Below are 22,749 nucleotides of genomic sequence, written 5' to 3' on the forward strand. Positions count from 1 at the left end.
CAGTAAAAGGTGTAATAATGGGACAGAAAGTTAATCCAACAGGACTGAGAGTAGGAATAATACGAACATGGGATTCGGTATGGTTTGCTGAAAAGGATGAGTATCGGAAAAATCTCCATGAAGACATTAAAATACGAAAGTATATTATGAATAAATTTAAGACAGCAGGGATTGCAAAGGTTGGCATTGAGCGATTTCCTGACAGAATTAATGTTTATATTCATACTGCAAGGCCGGGATTGCTTATTGGCCGCAAGGGTGTTGATATAGAAAATTTAAAAGAGGAATTACAAAAGAAAGTCCAGAAAAATGTGAATATATATGTTCAGGAAGTGAAAAAACCTGAACGTGTTGCTAAGCTTGTAGCAGAACAGATTGCAGCACAGATTGAAAATCGTTTCCCATACCGGAGAGCCATTAAGCAAGCTATTACTGCGGCAATGAGAAGCGGTGCGCTGGGGATTAAGGTTAATATTTCTGGGCGCTTGAATGGGGCTGAAATGGCCAGGGAAGAAGCCTATAAAGAGGGCAGAATCCCTCTGCATACATTACGTGCAGATATTGATTATGGATTTGCTGAAGCTCTCACCACATTTGGGCTTATAGGGGTTAAGGTGTGGATTTATAATGGTGATGTTCTTTCAAATGCTGAGGAACAGGAAGAAGAAAAATTTGCATTACGGAAAAAATCACAATAATTGAATAAAGGTGCACAACAATGTTAATGCCCAACAGAACAAGGTATAGAAAAGTTCATCGTGGACGAATGAAGGGAAAGGCAGTACGTGGTTCTACTATCCATTTTGGCGAGTATGCGTTAAAATCACTAGAATGCGGTGAGATCAACTCCCGTCAGATTGAAGCAGCACGTATTGCTATCAGCCGTAAGGTTAAGCGTGGTGGCAAGCTGTGGATTAGAATTTTCCCTGACAGGCCGTTTACCAAAAAGCCAGCTGAAACACGAATGGGTAAAGGAAAAGGTAACCCTGAAGGATTTGTTGCACGTATTAAACCGGGAAGAATATTATTTGAACTGGCCGGTATTGATGATGCAGTTGCTCGTGAAGCATTATCACTTGCAGCCCATAAATTACCAGTTAAAACCAAGATAATATCAATACATGATAATAATTAGTTCTGGAGTTGTTCAATGAAGGGTAAATTAGATGAATTGACAATAGATGAATTGCAAAGAACGTTACAGGAAGCAAAAGAAGAATTACGAAAAGAGCGATTCAAAAGGACAGTGAGCAGGGTTGAAAATCCCAAAAAGGCAATGCAGCTTAAAAAGCAGATTGCAAGAATTTTAACATTGCTCAGAGAGTATGAGTTGGGCAAAAGGACTTTACGAAGTAAATAATTGTGGTGGTAGATAGTTATGGAAGGTAAAAACCGAAAACAGATCGTTGGTAAAGTAATTAGCAATAAAATGGATAAGACAGTTGTAGTTGAGATTGAAAGGATGATGATGCATCCTAAATATCATAAGTTTGTCCGTAAAACCAAAAAAGTAAAAAGCCATGATGAACGCAATGAGTGTTCAATTGGTGATATTGTTCTTATAGAAGAAACAAGGCCTTTGTCCAAGGAAAAGCGTTACCGTTTGGTGAAGATAGTTGAAAAGGTAAAATAGGGTTAGAGCTATGATTCAGGTTCAAACAATGTTAGATGTTGCTGATAACAGTGGTGTAAAAAGAGTGCAGTGTATAAAAATATTAGGTGGAACCAAGAGGCGATACGCTTCGGTTGGTGATGTCATAATTGTTGCGGTAAAAGATGCACATCCATCGTATGGATTGAAAGATTCAACAGGAAAGAAAGTTCATGGCAAAGCAGTGTTACGAGCTGTAGTTGTGCGAACAACCAAGCCTGTACGGCGACCTGATGGTTCATATATACGGTTTGATGATAATGCAGTTGCAATTATCGATACTAAAGGTGAACCCAGGGGTTCCCGTATATTTGGTCCGGTAGCTCGTGAATTACGTGATAGAAACTTTTTGAAAATAGTTTCTTTAGCTCCAGAGGTTTTATAAAAAGGTGTTACTATGGTACAAACTCGATTAAAAAAAGATGATCTTGTAATGGTGACTACAGGCGCTGATAAAGGCAAACGTGGCAAAGTGTTGTTTGTTGACAAAAAGCGCGGTAGGGTAATTATAGAAGGTGTTAATTTGCGGAAGAAATATGTGAGGCCTTCACAGGAGAACCCCAAAGGTGGGCAGATAGAATTGCCATACCCAATTAATATTTCAAATGTAATGGTATTTTGCGAAAAATGCAAAAAGGCTGTGAGGGTTGGCATCAAGATAGACGGTGATGCAAAATATCGCGTATGCAAAAAATGTGGCAAACGAATTGATTAGTGAGGAAAATGATGGCAGCACGATTGCGTATATTATATGAAAAGGATATTAAAAAGCGGTTGATGGATAAATTTAAATATTCATCAGTTATGCAGATCCCTAAAATTGAGAAAATTGTTCTCAATGTTGGCGAAGGTGAAGCTCATTCCAATCCCAACCTGCTTAAATCAATAATTGATGAGCTATCACTTATTACCGGTCAGAGAGCGGTTAAAACTGTTGCACGAAAATCAATTGCGGCGTTTAAAATTCGTGAGGGGTATGATGTAGGTGCTCGTGTCACGTTGCGTGGTGACAAGATGTATGAGTTTTTAGACAGGCTGGTTAATGTTGCTCTACCACGAGTGCGTGACTTCAGGGGACTATCGCCCAATTCATTTGATAATGCGGGTAATTATAATTTTTCAGTAAAAGAGCAGATAATTTTCCCGGAGATAAACCTGGATAAAGTTGAGAAAATCTATGGGATTAATATAACAATTAAAACAACAGCAAAAAATGCCAGTGAGGCACGTGCGTTGCTTGAAGAATTCAGATTTCCATTCCAAGAAGCGAGGTAAGTCAGGTGGCTAGCGAAAGAATGTTTGCAAAGGCCCGAAGAGAGCCTAAGTTTAAGATACGTCAAAGAAATAGATGTAAGGTATGTGGAAGGCCAAGGGGCTACTACAGACGGTTTGAACTTTGCAGGGTTTGTTTGCGGAAGTTGGCCGGTGAAGGCTTAATCCCGGGTGTTAAAAAATCATCCTGGTAAAATTTAATAGGGAGTATAAGCGTTATGAGTTGTATTTCTGATCCAATTGCAGATATGTTGACCCGAATGCGAAATGCAATTAATGCAGGACACGTTAAAGTTGATATACCCTCATCAAAAATGAAAATGGCAATTGCAAAGATTTTAAAAGATGAAGGTTTTATTAAAAACTATAAACTTATTGATGATAATAAGCAAAAAACATTACGAATTTACCTTAAATATAGTGCAGATAATCAGTCAGCAATTATTCAAATGAAACGGATAAGCACTCCCGGAAGAAGAGTATATATTAAAGCCGAGGATCTGAAGCCGGTATACAACAATATGGGTATTATGATTCTTTCTACATCAAAAGGTATTATTACTAATAAAGCCGCCAAACAGCTGAATATTGGCGGAGAAGCTTTATGTGAGATTCTATAAGGGGCAGCCGGATATGTCTAGAATAGGGAAAAAACCGATAGTGATACCAAATGGTGTATCAGTTGATCTGAGTGGTGAAATGATTACTGTTAAAGGGCCTTTAGGAACTCTGCAGTATACGTTGCAGGATGCCATTAATGTAGTTATTGATAACAATGTTATTAATATAGCAAAAAAAGATGAGCAGTCCAAAGACAAGAAAGTCAATGCTTTATGGGGATTAACACGGGCGTTGATACATAATATGGTTGTTGGCGTATCAAGTGGATTTGAAAAAAATTTGGAGATAGTTGGTGTTGGATACAGAGCAACCCAGAAAAGCAACGATGTTGAGTTCCAGTTGGGTTATTCGCACAGCATACTGTTTTCACCACCTGCTGGTATAAAGGTTGAAGTCGTTGAGCCAACAAAATTAAAAGTAAAAGGTATTGACAAACAGTTAGTTGGCCAGGTGGCAGCAAATATTCGCAAATTACGCCCACCAGAACCATATAAAGGCAAGGGTATCCGCTATAAGGATGAGCAGATTAGAAGAAAAGCTGGCAAGACCGGCAAGTAAGATTATTTGGGTGTAAAGGATAGTAATTATGAATAGATTGAAATTGAAAAAAGTAAGATACTTGCGCAGGCGCATGCGCGTAAAATCTAAAATAAGAGCCAATACCCAGCGGCCGCGTATGTGTATTTCGCGAAGCAATAAAAATTTCTATGTGCAGATTATCGATGACAGCAAGGGTCATACACTGGTGAGTGCTTCAACTTTGGAAAAAGATTTCCCAATAACCAAGAACCGAAGTAATAAGGCAGCAGCCAAAGAATTAGGCAAAATCATTGCCCAGAGAGCTGTGGCTAAAAATATAAAGCAGGTGGTCTTTGACAGAAACGGTTACCTTTATCATGGGAAGATAAAGGAATTTGCTGATGCTGCCCGCGAAAATGGATTAGAATTTTAGGGGAGATGGTAATGAAGATTTTGAAAAAACGTGTAAAGCCTGAAGGACTGGAGTTATCCGAAAAGATAATTATCATCAACCGTGTTGCAAAGGTTGTAAAAGGTGGTAGAAGGTTTTCTTTCAATGCCATGTCTGTTGTTGGTGATAATAAAGGGCATGTTGGTATAGGATTTGGGAAAGCCAATGAAGTGCCTGATGCTATTAGGAAAAGCGTTGAGGATGCCAAAAAGAATTTATATAAAATAAATGTTAATAAAAACACTATACCGCATGAGGTTATAGGAAGATTTAAATCAACGCGTGTTATCCTGAAGCCTGCTGCACCAGGTACAGGACTTATTGCCGGTGATTCAGTTAGAGCAGTTGTGGAAAAGGCAGGAATAGTGGATATATTATCAAAGACTTTAGGATCACGAAACCCGGTTAATGTTACCAAAGCAACGATAAATGGCTTGTTGCAGTTGCGAAGCCTGAAAGAAGCGGCCGATTTACGTGAAGTTCCGTTACCAAAGTTATGGCAACCATAAGAGGTGTATATGGCTAAGAAATTACGTGTAAAACAGATACGAAGTTATATAAGTGCAAAACCAAAGCAGAAAGCAACGCTGAGGGCTTTGGGATTGCGGAAAATAAATGCAGAAAGAGTACATGATGATACTCCTGTAATCAGAGGGATGCTTCAGGTTGTCAAACATATGGTTGAAGTTTCAGAGATTAAAGAATAAAAGTAGTAGGTGTGAATGGTATGCAATATACATTGAAAAAACCTGAATATATAAAAAAGAAAAAACGCATTGGTTGTGGCCCCGGAAGTGGCCATGGAAAAACAAGCTGCAAGGGACATAAAGGGCAAAAAGCCAGGTCGGGCGCTCATTTTAAGCCGGGTTTTGAAGGCGGACAGATGCCCTTACAAAGAAGGGTCCCCAAACGTGGATTTAACAATGCACAATTTAAGGAAGAAGTGCAAATTATTAATATTAATGATATAGTACGATTAGGGATTCAGGAAGTTACTCCTGAAGTATTGTATCAGAAAGGTTTGATTATATCACAGTTGTTACCGGTAAAACTGCTTGGAAATGGGGATATTACTTCGGCAGTTAAAGTAACTGTTGATGCAGTTTCAACTTCTGCAAAAGAGAAAATTGAAAAGGCCGGTGGAAGTGTTGCGCTTAGATCATAATTATAAAAAGAGGTCATAAAGAAATAATGCCAAATGTAATTGCAAATATATTTAAAATTCCAGAACTGCGGAAAAGGGTGTTATTTACCCTTTTTATTTTGGTAGTATACCGTATTGGGGCACATATACCAATACCAGGGGTGAACATTGAGGCATTAAGTTCATATTTTGAGATGGCTGCAAAAAGCCATGGTGGGGGATTTGTTGATTTTTTTGACCTTTTTGCAGGTGGTGCGCTAAAACGCTTTACCATATTTGCCTTAGGGATTATGCCCTATATTTCGGCATCTATTATAATGCAGCTATTAACAGTGGTTATTCCAGCTATAGAAAAGTTATCCAAGGAAGGACCTGAAGGATATAAGAAGATAAACCAGTATACCCGTTATGGGACCGTACTTTTGTGTGCACTGCAGGGCTTTGGCCTCACCATGTGGATGAAATCCATGACATCCCCCAAAGGTACAGTTGTGCCTCAGGATGCAGGCATTGGCTTCATTATAGTTGCAGTACTTGCCATTACTACCGGGACCATGATACTTATGTGGCTTGGCGAAATGATAACAGAACGGGGTATTGGTAATGGGATATCGCTCATTATTTATGCTGGAATTGTTGTTCGTGCTCCTTCAGCGTTCCTTGATACCATGAATAGAATAATCAGCAGAAGTGATCCCATCATTGCGCTTATACTGATTGCGTTATTTATAGGGGTAGTGGCCGCATCAATACTATTAACGCTGGGTGTACGAAAGATTCCTGTACAATATGGCAAACGTGTTGTTGGAAGGCGTATGGTACAGATGGCATCACAGGCTATCCCACTGCGGGTTAATGCGGCAGGTGTTATTCCAATCATTTTTGCTTCATCAGTTATTTTGTTCCCGGCTCAGATAAGTAACATGCTGGGTGCAACTAAATATGCAATTTTTACCAAGATACAATACTGGCTGTCACCAGGGCATACAGCATATATGATTATATACAGCTTGTTAATTATATTTTTCTGCTATTTTTATACGGCAATACAATTTAATCCCAATGATCTGGCCGAAAATTTGAAGAAATACGGTGGATTTATACCAGGGATACGGCCGGGTCAAAACACTGCGGATTATATTATGCATATTTTAAACAGGATTACTTTACCAGGTTCTATCTTTTTAGCATTGATAGCGATAGTTCCTGATTTTATTATACGTGTATGGCCTGAAGAGGTATCACCGGGAATGGCATACCTTTTTGGTGGTACATCATTACTGATTATAGTTGGTGTGGCACTGGATACATTGAAGCAGATAGAGTCACAACTTTTGATGAGACATTATGATGGCTTCTTTAAAAAAGGGCGTATAAAAGGTAGAAGATATTAAATTTAAAAGCTATATTTATTCTTTATACAATTATATTTTGAGGCGTTTTGGCTATATTTATTTACAGTGAAGAGGAGATTAAGCGGGTTGAGGATGCATGCAGGATAACTGCTGCTGTTCTGGATGAGATTGGAAAGCATGTTGTTGCAGGTATCAGCACTTTTGAGCTGGATAGGATTGCAAGGGATTTAATAAAAAACTTTAAGGCAATCCCTGCATTTTTAGGGTATAAGGGGTATCCAGCAGCTATCTGTACTTCAATTAATGAAGTTGTTGTCCATGGGATACCCAGTAAAGGGCAAATCTTAAAAAAAGGCGATATCGTTGGTATTGATATAGGCGTTCAGTATAATGGATATTTTGGTGATGCAGCAAAAACATTTGTTGTTGGTAAGGTAAACAATACCGTAAAAAAATTGCTTGAAGTTACAAGAGAAGCACTTGAACGTGGTATTTTACAGTGTAAAGATGGGAATCATCTGACTGATATATCGCATGCAATTGAATCACATGTAGTTCAGTATGGTTTTCAACCTGTTCATGAGTTTGTTGGCCATGGTATAGGAAGGAATTTACATGAAGAACCTTCTATACCCAACTTTGGCAAGCCTGGCAAAGGTCCTGTAATAAAAACAGGGATGATCTTTGCAATAGAGCCAATGATTAATGAAGGAACATATCAGGTTGAAATTTTGCAGGATGGATGGACAGCAGTAACAAAGGATAGAAAGTTTTCAGCACATTTTGAACATACTGTGGCTGTTGTTAATGGAAATCCAAAAATATTAACACACAATTAATTTTTTATTACAAGGAGTTAAAAACTGGATGGCCAAAGAAGAACCAATTGAAGTTGAAGGTGAAGTGGTTGAAGCACTTCCCAATGCCATGTTCAGGGTTAAATTGGATAATGGTCATGTGGTATTAGCTCACATATCAGGCAAAATGAGGATGCACTATATACGAATTTTACCCGGTGACAGAGTAACAGTTGAGCTGTCGCCGTATGATTTAAGCAGAGGAAGGATAACCTATCGGTCCAAATGATAGTTAATGTTTGAGGTATAGATATGAAAGTCAGAGTTTCAGTAAAAAAGATTTGCAGTGATTGTAAAGTTATAAAGCGTCATGGTGTTGTACGTGTGATTTGTAAAAATCCACGGCATAAACAACGACAGAAGAAAAGAACAGTGAAATAATGTGAGGTAGAGGTATATATGGCACGAATTGCAGGTGTTGATTTACCAAACAATAAGCGTGTTGAAGTTGCGCTTACCTATATTTTTGGTATTGGGCCTTCATCATCAAAGAAAATTTTACAGGATGCACAGGTTAATCCTGACACTCGCGTAAAAGACCTGACTGATGAAGAGATTAATCAGTTACGAAAGATCATTGAAAAAAGCTATAAGGTTGAAGGTGATTTGCGAACCCAGATAGCAATGGATATTAAAAGGCTTATGGATATTGGTTGCTATAGGGGTATACGACACAGGCGAGGATTGCCGGTGCGGGGACAGAATACCAAGAACAACGCGCGAACCCGCAAAGGAAACAGAAAAGTATCCGTTGGAAGCAAAAAGAAGAAATAGTAAGTCAATGATAGAGGTGTACAGTGAAGCAGAAACGAACTAAGAAGCAGGAAAAGAAGAATATACCAGTAGGTAAAGCGTTCATTCAGGCTACGTATAATAATACTATTATTACAATAACTGATATGCAGGGTAATGTTGTATCATGGGCAACAGCAGGCGGAGAAGGATTCCGTGGTTCAAGAAAATCCACACCGTTTGCAGCACAGATGGCTGCAAAAGCTGCTGCACAGAAAGCAATGGATAATGCAAACATGCGGACAGTTGAGGTATATGTAAAAGGTCCTGGTATTGGACGTGAAGCAGCAATCCGTTCATTATATCAGGCTGGTTTAAATATCTCAAAGATTAAAGATATTACACCCATACCACATAATGGGTGCCGACCACGCAAACGAAGAAGAGTATAATGTGAGGTTTTAGTTTATGGCAAAGTACACAGGGCCTTTATGTAAATTATGTAGACGAGAAATGACTCCTTTAATGCTTAAAGGGAGGCGTTGTTTAACCGATAAATGTGCCATCAAGCATAAAAAGTATCCTCCAGGACCTCCCCGAAAGAGGAGAACCAAATTATCTGACTATGGTGTACAGATGCGTGAAAAGCAGAAGATTAAGCGCAGCTATATGCTTTTAGAAAATCAGTTTAAGCGTACGTTTGATGAAGCTACACGCCTTAAAGGTGTTACCGGCGAGAATATGCTTGTTCTGCTGGAACGAAGGCTTGATAATGTTGTGTATAGATTGGGCTTTGCATCTTCCCGGTTACAGGCACGACAGTTTGTACAGCATGGGCATGTAACTATTAATGGCAAGCGTGTTGATATCCCTTCTTATCAGGTTAAGGTAAATGACATTGTTGAGATCAAGGAGGATTTTAAAACCAACACAATGCTGGAAGATGCTATCAAATTGTCAAAGGCAGTGGGATCAGTTCCTCAATGGCTGGAAGTTGACTATGACAAAAGAAGTGGTAAAATAATACGGTTACCTGAACGCAAAGATATTGAGCCGATATTTAATGAACAGGTGGTTGTTGAGTTATATTCTAAGTAAGTCATGTGGTTAAGTATGTGTTTATTTATTGGAGGTAATAATGTCCCATAAAAACCTATTGAAGGGTTTTCGAAGACCATCGAAAATTGTGTTTGAACATGATGAAGTTAATCAAAATTACGGAAGATTTATTGCTGAACCTTTTGAACGAGGATATGGTTTAACTATAGGGAATTCTTTACGACGAGTTTTATTATCATCGATTGAAGGTGCTGCTATTACTGCAGTAAAAATTCAGGGCGTGCCTCATGAATTTACTGCTATCGATGGTGTAGTAGAGGATGTAACCCGTATCATATTAAATTTAAAAAAACTACGGTTTAAGTACGATAGTGAGCTGCCAAAGGTACTGCATATAGTCAAAGATGGTGAAGCAGAGCTGACAGGTGCAGATTTTGCAATAGATAGTGATGTGGAAGTGATGAATCCTGAAACTCATATTGCAACTATTGAGCGTGGTGGCAGGATTGATATGGAAGTACAGATTGAACGTGGCAGAGGCTATTTACCTGGTGAAATTAGCAAGTCAAGTGTAGAAACCATTGGCGTTATACCTATTGATGCAATTTTTTCACCTATTCGAAAAGTTAATATAAAGGTAGAAGATACGCGAGTTGGACAACGAACTGACTATGATAAATTGATTATAGAAATATGGACAGATGGTTCGGTTAAGCCTGAAGATGCACTGGCGCAGGCAGCAAAGATTATAAAAGATCATATGACCATATTTATTAACTTTGAAGAAGAAGTTGAAGAAGAGGAAGTAGCTGTTGATGAAAGCCACGATAAGCTGAAAGTAATACTGGCTAAATCAATTGATGAGCTTGAATTTTCAGTCCGTGCATATAATACATTGAAGAGCTTAGAATTGAATACACTGGAAGATGTTGTACGGAAAACTGAAGATGAACTTAAAAAATCAAAACATTTCAGCGATCAGGTATTAGCTGAAATTAAAAAGAAATTAGAAGAGCATCATTTGAGCTTAGGAATAAAGGAATAAGAGGTAGTGACATTATGAGACACCGTAATAGTGTTAGAACATTAGGGCGCTCCCATGAGCATAGAAGAGCAATGTTTGCCAATATGGTGACATCGTTGTTTCAGCATGAAAGAATAATTACGACAAAGCAGAAGGGCAAAGAATTAAAACGGATTGCTGAGCGATTGATAACAAGGGCCAAGGAAAACTTAAGCCTTACGGAAAATGAAGGTGCACGGAAACTCCATAACAAGCGTGAAGTCATGCGCCTTATTAAGAATGAAGATGTTGTAAAGAAGCTTTTTGATGATATTGCACCACGCTTTGTGACACGCCCGGGTGGTTATACCCGTATGTACTTACTTGATAGGCGTGAAGGTGATGCTGCTCAGATGGCAATTGTAGAACTGGTAGTTAAGCCAGAAACAAAGAAAAAAGATAAAAAAGAAGATAAAAAAGATGAAAATAGCAAAAAAACCACAGCATAAGCTGTGGTTTTTAATGTGATATTTATTTTAGTTTTTTCTCCAGGCGAGCTTTCTCAATTGAATGTACTAAGCTCATATTGTCATTAGCATCAACTTTAAATTCCTCGGGTATACGGTCATCATAAATAGGATCCAGCTTATTGCTTTCAAGGCCGTATTTACGCTGTATGGTGTCTAATTGATGTACTTTAACCATTTTGTGAATTTCAATCCCATATTGTTTTGCAAGACGACAAAAATCAATAACTGCAAGATATTGTTTTATGATAAATTCAAGCTCATCGTGCTTGATATTTTTTTTGCTTTTTAAGTATATTATATCCTGATTATTATAGATGTTTTTTGCTTCCTGAAGTTTTTTATAGCCATTTTTGAGATAGCGTTCAATTGTTTCCCTGTCAAAAAAAAGGTGGTATTCTTCAGGGTTATATGGTTTAATTTCTTCAACAGGATTATAGGGTTTTTGAAAATATTTTTTTAAGGTACTGTTTTTGTCATACTTTATCATAATGTCAAAGGATTGCTTTGAGGTTGAGTCCAGAATCTGCTGAGCCCTGTTAATATACAGGGTGGCAAGTGCATCGGTGAGAGTAACCAGTTCCTGTTTTACCTTATAATACTTCTGGTGTGAGCTGTCAAAATTTTGCCCGTAATATTCTTCAGAAGCATTTTGAAAAAGCGTTTGTATTTCCTGATACTTGTTTTTTGTAGTCTCATCACCAAAGTTTTCAACCATGATGCGAATCTGCCGCAGCAGTGAAAGAGTAAGGAAATAGTCATTCTGTGCTTTCACGGCAGTAGAAACAGCAAATGATGAAGCCGTGATGATAAGCACTATAATTGTGGAACACAGTATAATTAGATGCTTATGCATATCATTAACCTTCATATGATAGTCTTTTTTATTGTATCGGTAACATATGAAAACTGCTTTATGTATATTTTTATAATAGTAAATGATTTGTTTATCAGTTACTATCGCCAAAAATTTTAAGCGATAATAATTAATAAAGTAAATATTTGATTGCAAAGATACAGGTGATACTGTTACATGAAAACAATAACTGTATTTTTGTTGTGGGGATGAACGTATGGAAAATGAGGATACCAAAAAGAAGATATCATTCAGGCAGAAAAATCCCACCATATGTCCGGTATGTGGGTATGAATTTTATCGCGAGGAGATGCTGACGGGTGGTGGCAGGCTTATAGCGGGCAAATTAACCGATGAATTGCGCAGAACCTATGAAAAAAATGAAAAATGGGGAGTGATATATCCGCTTGCATACGTGGTAACGGTTTGCCCGAGGTGTCTGTATGCAGCGTATCCAAAGGATTTTCCAACACTACAGGCTGATGAAATGCAGAAGATAAACGCAACTACCAATGCACGAAAACAGTCCATTGATAAGTTTTTTGGCGGGCTTGATTTTAATCAGGATAGGGGATTGTATCATGGGGCTGCATCGTATTTGCTGGCAATGGATTGCTATTCGTTCAGGAATAAAAATGTGGCGCCGACGTTTAAAATGGCTGTCAGTGCTATACGGGCAGCATGGCTTTTTGGGGATCTGGCTAAGTTAGAGCCGGATAAGCCGTATAAAAAGATTTCGGACTTTTTTTACAAAAAGGCGTATGATTATTATTTTAAGGTGGTTGACATCATTCAAACTGGTGCTGAACCTGCTGATGCAGCAGGCAACATGGGGCCGGATATTGATAAAAATTGGGGTTATGATGGCATACTGTATATGTGTGCAATACTTACGTTGAAGGTGGGTGCAAAAGAACCTGATATAAATAAGCGGATTGAAAATTTTGAGCGCACAAAGCGCTATTTAAGCAAACTGTTTGGCAGCGGTAAGGCGTCAAAAAGTAAGCCGGGCCCGCTTCTTGACATGACCCGTGATTTATATGACAAGATGAACGAGATGCTTGACCAATGGAAAGTCGGGGAACAAGAGTGAGGTATGCGCTTATTGTACAGTATGATGGTACTGCCTACAGTGGTTTTCAAATACAGGACAATGCCAATTCCATTCAACATGAAATAGAAAAAGCATTGAAAATTTTTACACGCCAGAATGTACGGATTGTTGCAGCAGGAAGGACTGATGCTGGCGTTCATGCATTGGGGCAGGTTGTACACTTTGATCTTGATACTCACGTGCCTGCTGACAGGTTATGCATAAGCCTTAATGGGATATTGCCGGCTGATATTGCAGTAAAGAAGGCGTTTGTAGTTGATAACCTTTTCCATGCACGTTACAGTGCCATTGCGCGAGAATATCTGTATGTCATTTATAATCATCCGTACAAAAGCCCGTTTATGCGCTATCGTGCAATGTGGGTGCGTGAACCTATTGATATTGAGTTTTGCCGTAAGGCTGCAACATACTGTATAGGTGAAAAGGATTTTGCTTCATTCTGTAAAAAAACATCAGCCGAAGAAAGCACTGTGCGGTATATAGAATATATTACTGTAGAACGTATGTTTGATGATGTAGTGGTTTTTACTATCAAGGGCAATGCCTTTTTACATAATATGGTACGGATTATTGTAGGGACCATACTGTACCTGCAACACAAGGGCAAAAGCCCGGAAACAATGAAAGATATTATTGAAAGCTGCGATAGAAACTGCAGTGGACCAACTGCACCTGCATATGGATTATATTTTAAAAAGGTGTATTATTCAGAAGCGTACAATTTTTTAAACGTGTAACAAAAATAATTACATTGGTTCGTATTAGATATGAGCATTTGCCAGGTACTCTATACTGATGCTATAAAAAATAATAATTGACACATTACTACACAAAAACAATGGTAATTGAAAAAAAGAAGGATGAATACCGTGAAGTTGAAACTATATTATGCCTTCATTGCCTGTATCATGCTTTGTGTGTGCACAGATGTTTTTGCGCAGCGTAAAAAGGCTGATTATTTTTTAAAACCACAATTGGGGATATGGTTTGGTCCTGTAACACCGGTTTTTTCCACGGGTGATGATGTTGATACTGCACTGTGGGGTGGTGGATTTTTACGCTTTAATGTATTCTCACTTCCATTGAAAGTTGGTTTTGATTCTTCGTATGAGCATTTTAAATCTGAAGGTGTCAAGGAGCTTACGGTAATACCGGTATATGGCAATATATTGTGGCGACTGCCCATTGATATGCCTATTGCCTTTCAGCTTAAAGCAGGAGCAGGTAGTGCTAAGGTAACCATACAACCTGAAAATGCAAGCCAGTGGGATCCGTTAGGGATGCTTGGATTTGAACTGTCGTTTCCTGCGGGCAAATGGATTAATATAGGCCTGCGCATTGATTATCTTTTTATATATGAAGGTTACATTGAAGGTGCACGCAAAAACGGGCATATCATTAATACTGGTTTAACACTTTATCTGAATATTGGGATATAAATGAGTATGAAGAAATGGTTTTATTACATAGCATTTTTTATGGCGATAGTTCTTGTGAATGGTTGCACCGGCAACAAGCCACTGTTTGATGAATTATCCGGAAGCCGACTGACGGTGTTGTTAAAGGGAACATTTGAATCAACAAGCGATAGTAACTGTGTAAAAAGCTGGGATACTACTCTTCCTGGAACAAAAATTGATAATTCCGTCAATGATTTTATAACCGATAGCCAGGAAAGCTTTCCCACTACATTTATGGTAGATATTGCCGAGATGCGACTTGATGATGACAAAGTGGCAAATTACCGACAGGTGTTTACCGCCAGCGTGGATGACAGTGACCCGTTTTTTAACGGGCAGGGTGTGCGCCTGAAATGTGATGATGTAAAGCCTGGCAAAAGGTATAATTCAGTAAAATTATATATACGAAAGCTTGTCTTTGATAATGCAACGCAGTGGCATATTGATGCAAGTAATACAGTAGTGCAGGATGATGCTCCTGAAGTAATATTCCATGAAAAAACAGTGAAAGGCTTTGATTTTAACCAGCTTATGGTTAATACCTACTATGATTATTTAAAAGAAAATTATCAGGATATTATACGGGTATTTCCGCTGGTTATCCCCATTGATGGTGGACTTGTAGTAAATGAGGATGAAGAGGTGGTGCTTGAAATACGGCTGGTAATTAAAAATTTTATCAAGCTATACGAATATGATTTTACCAATGATGACGGATATGGAGCAGCATACCATTACTGGGCACCAAGTGATTGGTTAAGAGACGTACAACCGGATGATGTATATATTGGGGGCAATCTATTGGGTGTGGCACGGGTATACCGCAAAGATAAAGTGGCAACGGTAAGTGGGAATACTGGTGGAAATAGTGGCTATGTGATTGCCATACCTGCAAATGATGTTTATGGCAATCCGCAAACAATTGCTGATTATTTTCTTGATGATGACAATGCAGCATGGACACGGCCCACAGTTTATCCACCTGCAACACCTTCGGTGAAAGTTGGAACCGTTGAAGGCTTGTTAGATTACTATTTGCGCTATGAGCAGTATAAAATTGAATATAATACATTTGTTGATGCAGTAAATGATGGCAGTTATGAAACTTTATGGAATAATTATAATGATTATAAATGGTCACTGCTTCTCCCACCACTGGTGGCACACACAGGCACCGGGAATAATTATATTTTAACAAATGTGCCATATGGCGAGTATTTGTTTTATTTTGTGGCAGACCAAAATATTCCATATACAGGGGAAAATAATCCTTATGGCAATATGCCACAGGAGTTAGATGATTTAGATTCTATAGGTAACCTTATTGTTAATGGGGATCTTACAAACATTAATTTCTAATTATTATATATAATCATATGTTTGATATGTTCAAGGCAATACCGTTTATAAACTTCACTTAATGCCTGTTGCTATCCTGAATTGTCAAAAAAATAACATACAATAATTTTTTTCAACTTTTGGATATCTTAAATAGGTTGCATAATTTAAAATCATCATTCTGATTCACAACAAAGTCAGAACTTGCAACTTTGGGATTGCTTCGTCGCTGGGGCTCCTCGCAATGACGGGGAAAGGGATTGCCACGCACCTGCGGTGCTCGCAATGACGGAAGGGTAAGAGTCATTGCGAGTATAGCGCTTGTCCTGAGTGCTTCGACGAGCTCAGCAACCACTTGTCGAAGGGAAGCAATCCCAGTGCCACGAAAGGAGAGATTGCTTCGTCGCTGGGGCTCCTTGCAATAACGGGGAAAGAGATTGCCACGCACCTGTGGTACTCGCAATGACGGGAGGGTAAGAGTCATTGCGAGTATAGCGCTTGTCCTGAGTGCTTCGACATGCTCAGCAACCACTTGTCGAAGGGAAGCAATCCCAGTGCCACGAAAGGAGAGATTGCTTCGTCGCTGGGGCTCCTTGCAATGACGGGAGGGGTAAAAGTCATTGCAAGCCATAGGCGAAGCAGTCTTGCTGGTTTATTATACAAGACTGTCACACGTGGATAGACACAATATAAGACTTTAAAAATTAGAACAGTGCATTGGCATAAAGGGTTACAGTTAAATGTAACTGTCAAATTAACCACAGGGTAGTTGCAACACAATAAAAATGCAATACAATATTTTTTGTTGTTAATCTTTTACGCTGTTTGGATAGTTGTAATTTTTAGAAGAGCAATGACATACGCATATTCCATACTATAACCCCTTTTTTTATCATGATAAAGATAAAGAATAACTTGTTACCTATCTATTTTATGTGGCAAAAGTGCGTAGTAATTTTCTTCACCGGTGGCATATGATAGTCGACTCAATAGATGACATAAGTATTTTAGATAATAAAGGCTTGACTTATTATTATGTATGCTGGTAGAAATTTAAAGCATTGAATAATAACAAATTAGTTATTATAATTGTTTTTGTTTTAAATGTCGTTACATTACTATACCTGGAGGAATGCCGTGAAAAAGATTAGATTACTGTTTGGCTTACTGTTTATTATTTCCTGTGGCGCTTCAGTGAACCCACAATTAAAGGCAAAGGTTGATAATCAATTTGCCCAATCCGGACAAACAACGTATGCTGGCACACAAAAATTTATGAAACCAAAACCATATGCAGTTGGACAGTATGTTGTTATGGGGCAAAATTCCGATGGTAAAAAAAGTATCACGCGAATGGCAATTGTTGGAAAACAGCAAGGTGGTTGGGTTATTGAAAGTTATACAGTGTCAGAAAGTCAGGAAGGCATCATGCAGATGCTTATAGTTGGGTTGGAAAAAGTTGCAACAACGGGCAATATTGATGATCTGGATATTATATGGGTCAAAGTCAAAGATGAAAATGGACAGATCCAGACCATAGAAGGACCTATGCTTTCAATGATGAAAGGATTGTACAAAAAAGGGCTGGCAAGTGTTAGTATGAAGATTAACACGTATAAAGACGGTGGAGTAATTCAGGTGCCTGCTGGAATATTTAAAGGAACCAATGTTGTTGATACCGAATCAACCATTTTTGGCAAAAAAACTAAATCAAAAGGGTGGTATCATTATTCAGTTCCCATTAATGGAATTGTAAAAGCTGTTGATGATGATGGCAATACACTGGTATTATTACAGTTTGGATTTGATGCAAAGCCCATGTTGAAATAATAATCAGCTACATTCATTTAAACTATTATTATAGCTTATATGCTGGATAATTGATTTTGTTGCAGCATTTAGGATTTGGTGGAAATGCTATTGTAACATTTTGTGTGAAGTGTTGAAAAAAATTTTTCTGGAGGGAGCAAAATGAAATCATTAGATGGTACACATATCTATATTACCGGTGGTTCAAGTGGTATTGGATTGGCATTTGCTAAGTTAGCTGCTTCAAAGGGTGCAAACATTGCAATTATTGCACGCGATAAAAAGAAATTGGAACAGGCAAAAAAGGAAATTCACTCTTTATGTATGCACAGCAGTCAAAAAGTTGAAGCTTATTCCATAGATGTGTGTGATCCAAAAAAGCTGTATAAAGCACTTCCTGCCATGATAAAACAATCTGGCAGTCCTGATGTTTTAGTATGTGCGGCTGGTGTGGGTTTATCAAATTATTTTGAAAAGATAACAGATGATGATTTTAAAAAGATCATGGATATTAATGTCTTTGGTATATGGTATACATTGAAAGCATTTTATCCCTATCTTAAAAATAGAAATACTCACTGCGTGCTGTTATCTTCACTTGCCGGACTCATTGGCGTGTACACCTATTCGGCATATGGAACTTCAAAATTTGCAGTGTTTGGTCTGGCAGATTGTCTTAGAAGCGAGTTTAAGGAAAATGGAATTGCCCTTTCAGTAATTTGTCCCCCTGAAGTGGATACACCATTTTTGCAGGAGGAACTAAAAACTATACCGGTAAAAGCAAAACGAATTAAAAAAATTACAGGTGTTCTTTCAGCAGATACTATCGCCCAATCAATTATGAAAGCAATACTAAAAAAGAAATTCATTGTTGTTCCTGGTTTTATGAGTAAAACAACATGGTTGCTACACCGATTATTAAATGGATATGGAACACGGTTGCTTACTGATATATTGATTAAACTATGATAAAAATTGATAATCTGCTTATTGGTATAAGTTTTATAAGCGTCCTTGTGGTATCTTTATATATAGGTGTAGTCTATAAAACTGATACGTATATAGAAATTGAAAAAGAAGTTTACAGGGCGATAGTTCATAGTAATATAACCAGACTTCATAAAGTTCCAATACTGTTATACCATAACATTGATGGGAAAGGCCCCTATTCTCTTCCTTTTGATAAACTAAAAAACCAGTTTATACAATTGCAGAACAATGGTATTAAGGTAATATCCCTGCAACAATTGGAATCGCATATTGATGAACATAATCCGTTTGGTGAAAAGGTTATATCAATAACCTTTGATGATGGATATTACTCCATGTATACCATGTTAATGCCATTGGCCCGTTCTATGAACTATCCAATAACTCTATTTGTATATATAGACACCATTACGCAGGGTGGGTCAAAAAGTTTGACGTGGAAAATGTTACATATACTGCAGAAAAATAATATTGATATACAATGCCATTCTCATAGTCATGCAGATTTAGTAAAACTATATAACCAGGGAACAATTGATAGCAGATATGCATTGTACAGGGAAATTTACCTTTCCAGAAAGGTTTTGGAATTATATCTCAATAAAAAAATTGTTTATTTTGCATTTCCGTATGGTAGGTATTCGGCTGAATTAACGGAGTTATGCAAAGATGCAGGCTATAAACGGGTTTTCTCTACTGATTATGGCCCCAATATAGTTACAAGAGATAATTTTTGTTTACGAAGGCACCATGTTAAAAGCAGTTATTCAGATGAAAAAGTTTTATCGTTAGCATGGTAAAAAAATTGTTGACAATTATTTATTAAAATTAAAGCTATAATAAGGTTACTGTTTGCTTATAAATAAGAAAACTTCTAAAACTTTTTTTGAATGTTTCCTTGTGGGCACAATGTAATAGAATAAAACTGCTTTCTATTATATGAATAATTGTGGAAGAAAGCATTATTGAGAGGTGCCCATAATTTTCTATACATATAATCTCTATAGTAAGCCAACCCCACGAGTGGTTGTTATAAAAAATGATATGTACAGGATTGATCTGTTATGGGTACAAAGAAATTACTACTTGTTTTTTTTGTTATTATTACCACATTAACATTTGCCAATGAGCTTTATTTCATAGATAATGAACATATACAGCGTTATAATGGTAAAAGTGGAAAATGGGTGGAAGTTAGCACTGTAAAACAGCTGAAGGTTTATGCTGAGCAGTTTGGTACAAGTATTGATGAAGTATATGCAATAAATACTATTAATGAAAAAAAGTTTAAAAGATCGTATGTTTTTATCCCTTATTCTGATGCCTATATTCAAATGTTGATGGAAAAAGGCATTTCCCTGCAGTCTGTAAATATTTCATATAATGAATTTATATGGCCAATTGGCGATCCTGAAAAAATAACTTCTGGACTTGGAAGACGCTGGGGAAGATTTCATCCTGGTGTGGATATCCCTGCGCCAAAAGGCACTCTGGTACGTGCTGCTATGGAAGGCAAAGTAATTTATGCAGGATATTGTGGAAATTACGGCAATGCCATTACACTTGAACACCGAGATAATTATATCACCCGCTATGCCCATAATTCAGTGTTACTGGTAAAAGTTGGTGATTATGTACAAAAAGGCCAGGTTATTGCTCTAGTAGGAAGTACAGGTCGCTCTACCGGCAATCATTTGCATTTTGAGATTCGTTGTGCTGATATACCGCTAAATCCACTTGATATGTTGCCTGAAAAAAATCTCATTATCATGAAAAACCCAAAGTAATGTGATACATTTTTTCTATGGCTCACCGTATTGATCTACATATCCATTCTTGCTATAGTGAGGATGGTGATTATACTGTTGATTTTATCTTTGAACTTGCAAAAAATGCAGGTTTATCCACAATCAGTATTACCGACCATGATTCAATAGAATCCATACCCGATGCGTTGAATGCTTCAAAAATATATGGAGTGGAGTACATCCCTGGAGTTGAATTAACAACAATTTATGAAGATGGCTCGCAGCAGCATATTCTGGGTTATTATATACATGATAATCCACACTTGAACGCGACACTAAAAAGAATAGGACAGTTCAGGTGGGAGATAGCAAAAAGAAGAATTAACAAATTGCGTGAAATTGGCTTTACAATGAATGAAGATAATGTGTGGAAAAAGGCAAATAATCGTCCACCAACAGGTACTGCTATCATGCTTGAGGTGTTTGATAATCCTGAAAACAGAAATGATGAGCGCTTACAGGAATATTTTGAAGGGAAAAAATCTGATAATAGATTAATGTTTTTTTATAGAGAATATTTAGCTGAAAATATGCCTGCCTACGTACCATTTGTATCTATTCCTACAAAAGAAGGTATTGATGTAATTAAGGCCTCAGGTGGTATACCGGTACTTGCTCATCCAAAGTTTGTTAATGGGCAAGAGCACCTGCAAAAAATTGCTTCTATGGGCATCATGGGTATAGAAGCTATCTCCTCATATCACACTAAACAGGAAATTGCATATTTTCAGGAATTTGCTGTGAAACATAACCTTGTTATAACTGCAGGATCTGATTTTCATGGTCCAACATCAAAGCCTAAGGTTTTATTAGGTGGCATAGAGGGGAATGAGTATTATTTATTGGAAGAGTTGAAAAAATTGCATAACAAACATAAATGAACATGTATACCATGTATGGGGCTGTCTCAAAACAAACCGTGGTGCTCGCAAAAATGTGAGTGCAATGTCATTGCGAGCGTAGCGCCTGTGCTGAGTGCATCTACAAGCTTGGTAACCACTTGCCGAAGGGAAGCAATTCCAGTGTTATGAAAGACGAGATTGCTTCGTCACTTCGTTCCTCGCAATGACGCAGGTGTACAGTAATTACAATGAGGTGTCTTTTGGGACACCCTCATACATATTTAATTATTTTGTTGTTTGTGGTACCTCTAATTTGAATTCATTTATAATATCACTGTCTTTGGGGAAATTTTGTAAAATTTCTTTTTCTTCTTCCGGTGTGCCATAATATGCCCAGTTACATAACTGGCCAATTAAGCCCTTAATTTCTTCATCAAGATTATTATATATAAAGATTATATTGGCACCTGATTTATATCCCCAGTTAAAACCATCAGCACTGTTGACCATAAATATTTCAGTAATGCCATCACCATCACTATCTTCTGCATAGTAATGCTTTTCATCAATAGTCTTGCCACTTACCGTTATCTTGTATTTAGTAGGTGTTTCAGGTGCGTTAAGGTATGCAGGTATGGGGAGTGGTGTACGGGTTACAATAAGGCCTGATTCCTTGCGATCTACCATAAGCTTTTTAAATATTTCTACGTGTTTTTTGATAAAAGCATTGCGGACATTTAAAAAGAATGTACCAAAGTTTTTGGATACAAAATCTTCGCTGAAATTTTTCAAAAGCTCAACTTTGCGATCAGTAATCCGTACATAATCGGGTTTATTATTGATTTTATTTTCCCATAAATCGCCTACTAATTTTGTTTCCATTTCTAAACGTAGACGATTGTTGGCAACTATGTCAGGGTTGTCGTATCCATCCTGTATAAGATAAATTTTTCTTTCTTTAACTATTAAGAGAGCAGAAAAAGAATTGTCCAGGTTTGGCGATATCTGTTTCTGAACATGTTGATATGCTATTCTATCTTCGTTATATCGTGATATATCTTCGATTATTATAGGTTTAAAATTGAAGTCGATTGCAATACTTGCAGTTGCACATAGCAGTATAAACACCAATACAAAAAAATTCCTTTTTTGTAAAATTAACATATATTCCTCCATCCCTGTAAGTAATAAAATTATACTATTTGCTCAGGCTGAACGCTTACGCAATATTGCTAGATAACAATTGGGATATAAAATATCTGAATAAAATATTTTTGTCAAACACTAATTATTCCTAAATGTGGAAATTTGAATAAAATATAAAAATAGTGTACACCCCCG

The 22,749-nt window shown here is 37.5% G+C and carries 34 protein-coding genes; 32 read left to right on the plus strand and 2 right to left on the minus strand.

The features are described from left to right. Positions 1 to 17: 17 nt before the first annotated feature. The 23 genes from rpsC to rplQ are packed head-to-tail and all read left to right on the plus strand — an operon-like array spanning position 18 to position 11,173. The gene (rpsC, locus tag AB1444_10160) at positions 18 to 698 is read left to right on the plus strand and encodes a 30S ribosomal protein S3 (GenBank protein MEW6527018.1); all 681 of its coding nucleotides are present in this window, start codon (positions 18 to 20) and stop codon (positions 696 to 698) included. A 20-nt stretch (positions 699 to 718) separates the two neighbouring features. Beyond that, positions 719 to 1,135, plus strand: a complete 417-nt coding sequence (rplP, locus tag AB1444_10165) for a 50S ribosomal protein L16 (protein MEW6527019.1) — start codon at positions 719 to 721, stop codon at positions 1,133 to 1,135. A gap of 15 nt (positions 1,136 to 1,150) precedes the next feature. Then, positions 1,151 to 1,360, plus strand: a complete 210-nt coding sequence (gene rpmC, locus AB1444_10170) for a 50S ribosomal protein L29 (GenBank protein MEW6527020.1) — start codon at positions 1,151 to 1,153, stop codon at positions 1,358 to 1,360. Positions 1,361 to 1,378: 18 nt separating this feature from the next. After that, positions 1,379 to 1,633 carry a 30S ribosomal protein S17 gene (gene rpsQ, locus AB1444_10175; GenBank protein ID MEW6527021.1) on the plus strand — a complete coding sequence of 85 codons (255 nt, stop codon included), beginning with the start codon at positions 1,379 to 1,381 and terminating at the stop codon, positions 1,631 to 1,633. 10 nt (positions 1,634 to 1,643) lie between these two features. Continuing rightward, a complete protein-coding gene (rplN, locus tag AB1444_10180; GenBank protein ID MEW6527022.1) occupies positions 1,644 to 2,036 on the plus strand; it encodes a 50S ribosomal protein L14 in 393 nt (130 codons plus the stop codon). A gap of 12 nt (positions 2,037 to 2,048) precedes the next feature. Next, positions 2,049 to 2,366: a 50S ribosomal protein L24 gene (gene rplX, locus AB1444_10185; protein MEW6527023.1), complete on the plus strand. Its 318-nt coding sequence runs from the start codon at positions 2,049 to 2,051 to the stop codon at positions 2,364 to 2,366. Between the two features lie 11 nt (positions 2,367 to 2,377). Further along, positions 2,378 to 2,926 (plus strand): 50S ribosomal protein L5, encoded by a 549-nt coding sequence (gene rplE, locus AB1444_10190; GenBank protein ID MEW6527024.1) that lies wholly within the window; start codon positions 2,378 to 2,380, stop codon positions 2,924 to 2,926. Positions 2,927 to 2,931: 5 nt separating this feature from the next. Next, positions 2,932 to 3,117, plus strand: coding sequence for a type Z 30S ribosomal protein S14 (locus tag AB1444_10195; protein MEW6527025.1), 186 nt, complete (start codon positions 2,932 to 2,934; stop codon positions 3,115 to 3,117). 24 nt (positions 3,118 to 3,141) lie between these two features. Beyond that, positions 3,142 to 3,543 (plus strand): 30S ribosomal protein S8, encoded by a 402-nt coding sequence (gene rpsH / locus AB1444_10200; protein MEW6527026.1) that lies wholly within the window; start codon positions 3,142 to 3,144, stop codon positions 3,541 to 3,543. Positions 3,544 to 3,556: 13 nt separating this feature from the next. Then, a complete protein-coding gene (gene rplF, locus AB1444_10205) occupies positions 3,557 to 4,102 on the plus strand; it encodes a 50S ribosomal protein L6 (GenBank protein ID MEW6527027.1) in 546 nt (181 codons plus the stop codon). Positions 4,103 to 4,130: 28 nt separating this feature from the next. Next, on the plus strand, positions 4,131 to 4,496 hold the full coding sequence (rplR, locus tag AB1444_10210; protein ID MEW6527028.1) for a 50S ribosomal protein L18: 366 nt from the start codon (positions 4,131 to 4,133) through the stop codon (positions 4,494 to 4,496). A gap of 11 nt (positions 4,497 to 4,507) precedes the next feature. Then, on the plus strand, positions 4,508 to 5,023 hold the full coding sequence (gene rpsE, locus AB1444_10215; GenBank protein MEW6527029.1) for a 30S ribosomal protein S5: 516 nt from the start codon (positions 4,508 to 4,510) through the stop codon (positions 5,021 to 5,023). Between the two features lie 9 nt (positions 5,024 to 5,032). Then, positions 5,033 to 5,221 (plus strand): 50S ribosomal protein L30, encoded by a 189-nt coding sequence (gene rpmD, locus AB1444_10220; protein MEW6527030.1) that lies wholly within the window; start codon positions 5,033 to 5,035, stop codon positions 5,219 to 5,221. A gap of 20 nt (positions 5,222 to 5,241) precedes the next feature. Continuing rightward, positions 5,242 to 5,679: a 50S ribosomal protein L15 gene (gene rplO, locus AB1444_10225; protein ID MEW6527031.1), complete on the plus strand. Its 438-nt coding sequence runs from the start codon at positions 5,242 to 5,244 to the stop codon at positions 5,677 to 5,679. A gap of 26 nt (positions 5,680 to 5,705) precedes the next feature. Beyond that, positions 5,706 to 7,052, plus strand: a complete 1,347-nt coding sequence (secY, locus tag AB1444_10230) for a preprotein translocase subunit SecY (protein MEW6527032.1) — start codon at positions 5,706 to 5,708, stop codon at positions 7,050 to 7,052. Positions 7,053 to 7,099: 47 nt separating this feature from the next. Continuing rightward, entirely contained in the window at positions 7,100 to 7,852 is a 753-nt protein-coding gene (gene map, locus AB1444_10235; GenBank protein MEW6527033.1) for a type I methionyl aminopeptidase, read from the plus strand. 28 nt (positions 7,853 to 7,880) lie between these two features. Then, the gene (gene infA, locus AB1444_10240; protein ID MEW6527034.1) at positions 7,881 to 8,099 is read left to right on the plus strand and encodes a translation initiation factor IF-1; all 219 of its coding nucleotides are present in this window, start codon (positions 7,881 to 7,883) and stop codon (positions 8,097 to 8,099) included. Between the two features lie 23 nt (positions 8,100 to 8,122). After that, positions 8,123 to 8,251, plus strand: a complete 129-nt coding sequence (rpmJ, locus tag AB1444_10245) for a 50S ribosomal protein L36 (GenBank protein ID MEW6527035.1) — start codon at positions 8,123 to 8,125, stop codon at positions 8,249 to 8,251. Positions 8,252 to 8,269: 18 nt separating this feature from the next. Then, positions 8,270 to 8,644, plus strand: coding sequence for a 30S ribosomal protein S13 (gene rpsM / locus AB1444_10250; protein ID MEW6527036.1), 375 nt, complete (start codon positions 8,270 to 8,272; stop codon positions 8,642 to 8,644). Between the two features lie 23 nt (positions 8,645 to 8,667). Continuing rightward, positions 8,668 to 9,054: a 30S ribosomal protein S11 gene (rpsK, locus tag AB1444_10255; GenBank protein ID MEW6527037.1), complete on the plus strand. Its 387-nt coding sequence runs from the start codon at positions 8,668 to 8,670 to the stop codon at positions 9,052 to 9,054. Positions 9,055 to 9,070: 16 nt separating this feature from the next. Continuing rightward, complete coding sequence (gene rpsD / locus AB1444_10260; protein MEW6527038.1) at positions 9,071 to 9,700, plus strand: 30S ribosomal protein S4; 630 nt, start codon at positions 9,071 to 9,073, stop codon at positions 9,698 to 9,700. A gap of 40 nt (positions 9,701 to 9,740) precedes the next feature. Beyond that, the gene (locus AB1444_10265) at positions 9,741 to 10,706 is read left to right on the plus strand and encodes a DNA-directed RNA polymerase subunit alpha (GenBank protein ID MEW6527039.1); all 966 of its coding nucleotides are present in this window, start codon (positions 9,741 to 9,743) and stop codon (positions 10,704 to 10,706) included. Between the two features lie 14 nt (positions 10,707 to 10,720). Continuing rightward, entirely contained in the window at positions 10,721 to 11,173 is a 453-nt protein-coding gene (gene rplQ / locus AB1444_10270; protein ID MEW6527040.1) for a 50S ribosomal protein L17, read from the plus strand. A 22-nt stretch (positions 11,174 to 11,195) separates the two neighbouring features. Here rplQ and AB1444_10275 read toward each other — a convergent pair whose 3' ends face one another. Continuing rightward, positions 11,196 to 12,047 (minus strand): hypothetical protein, encoded by an 852-nt coding sequence (locus AB1444_10275; protein ID MEW6527041.1) that lies wholly within the window; start codon positions 12,045 to 12,047, stop codon positions 11,196 to 11,198. Between the two features lie 217 nt (positions 12,048 to 12,264). On the opposite strand from AB1444_10275, the gene AB1444_10280 reads away from it, so the two are divergent. From AB1444_10280 to AB1444_10320, 9 genes are all read left to right on the plus strand, one after another. Next, the gene (locus AB1444_10280; GenBank protein MEW6527042.1) at positions 12,265 to 13,140 is read left to right on the plus strand and encodes a DUF2225 domain-containing protein; all 876 of its coding nucleotides are present in this window, start codon (positions 12,265 to 12,267) and stop codon (positions 13,138 to 13,140) included. Continuing rightward, positions 13,116 to 13,898: a tRNA pseudouridine(38-40) synthase TruA gene (truA, locus tag AB1444_10285; GenBank protein ID MEW6527043.1), complete on the plus strand. Its 783-nt coding sequence runs from the start codon at positions 13,116 to 13,118 to the stop codon at positions 13,896 to 13,898. Before AB1444_10280 ends, truA begins: the two co-directional genes overlap by 25 nt. Positions 13,899 to 14,030: 132 nt before the next feature. Further along, a complete protein-coding gene (locus AB1444_10290) occupies positions 14,031 to 14,600 on the plus strand; it encodes a hypothetical protein (protein MEW6527044.1) in 570 nt (189 codons plus the stop codon). 6 nt (positions 14,601 to 14,606) lie between these two features. Beyond that, on the plus strand, positions 14,607 to 15,980 hold the full coding sequence (locus AB1444_10295; protein MEW6527045.1) for a hypothetical protein: 1,374 nt from the start codon (positions 14,607 to 14,609) through the stop codon (positions 15,978 to 15,980). A 1,116-nt stretch (positions 15,981 to 17,096) separates the two neighbouring features. Continuing rightward, positions 17,097 to 17,789 (plus strand): hypothetical protein, encoded by a 693-nt coding sequence (locus AB1444_10300; GenBank protein ID MEW6527046.1) that lies wholly within the window; start codon positions 17,097 to 17,099, stop codon positions 17,787 to 17,789. Positions 17,790 to 17,930: 141 nt separating this feature from the next. Continuing rightward, positions 17,931 to 18,737 (plus strand): SDR family oxidoreductase, encoded by an 807-nt coding sequence (locus AB1444_10305; GenBank protein MEW6527047.1) that lies wholly within the window; start codon positions 17,931 to 17,933, stop codon positions 18,735 to 18,737. Further along, on the plus strand, positions 18,734 to 19,558 hold the full coding sequence (locus AB1444_10310) for a polysaccharide deacetylase family protein (GenBank protein MEW6527048.1): 825 nt from the start codon (positions 18,734 to 18,736) through the stop codon (positions 19,556 to 19,558). Before AB1444_10305 ends, AB1444_10310 begins: the two co-directional genes overlap by 4 nt. Before the next feature lie 264 nt (positions 19,559 to 19,822). Continuing rightward, on the plus strand, positions 19,823 to 20,545 hold the full coding sequence (locus AB1444_10315) for a M23 family metallopeptidase (GenBank protein ID MEW6527049.1): 723 nt from the start codon (positions 19,823 to 19,825) through the stop codon (positions 20,543 to 20,545). Positions 20,546 to 20,562: 17 nt separating this feature from the next. Next, positions 20,563 to 21,447, plus strand: coding sequence for a PHP domain-containing protein (locus tag AB1444_10320; protein MEW6527050.1), 885 nt, complete (start codon positions 20,563 to 20,565; stop codon positions 21,445 to 21,447). Between the two features lie 246 nt (positions 21,448 to 21,693). Here AB1444_10320 and AB1444_10325 read toward each other — a convergent pair whose 3' ends face one another. After that, positions 21,694 to 22,572: a hypothetical protein gene (locus AB1444_10325; protein ID MEW6527051.1), complete on the minus strand. Its 879-nt coding sequence runs from the start codon at positions 22,570 to 22,572 to the stop codon at positions 21,694 to 21,696. Positions 22,573 to 22,749: the final 177 nt, after the last annotated feature.

It is taken from the genome of Spirochaetota bacterium (genome assembly GCA_040756435.1).
In the GTDB taxonomy this organism is placed as follows: domain Bacteria; phylum Spirochaetota; class UBA4802; order UBA4802; family UB4802; genus UBA4802.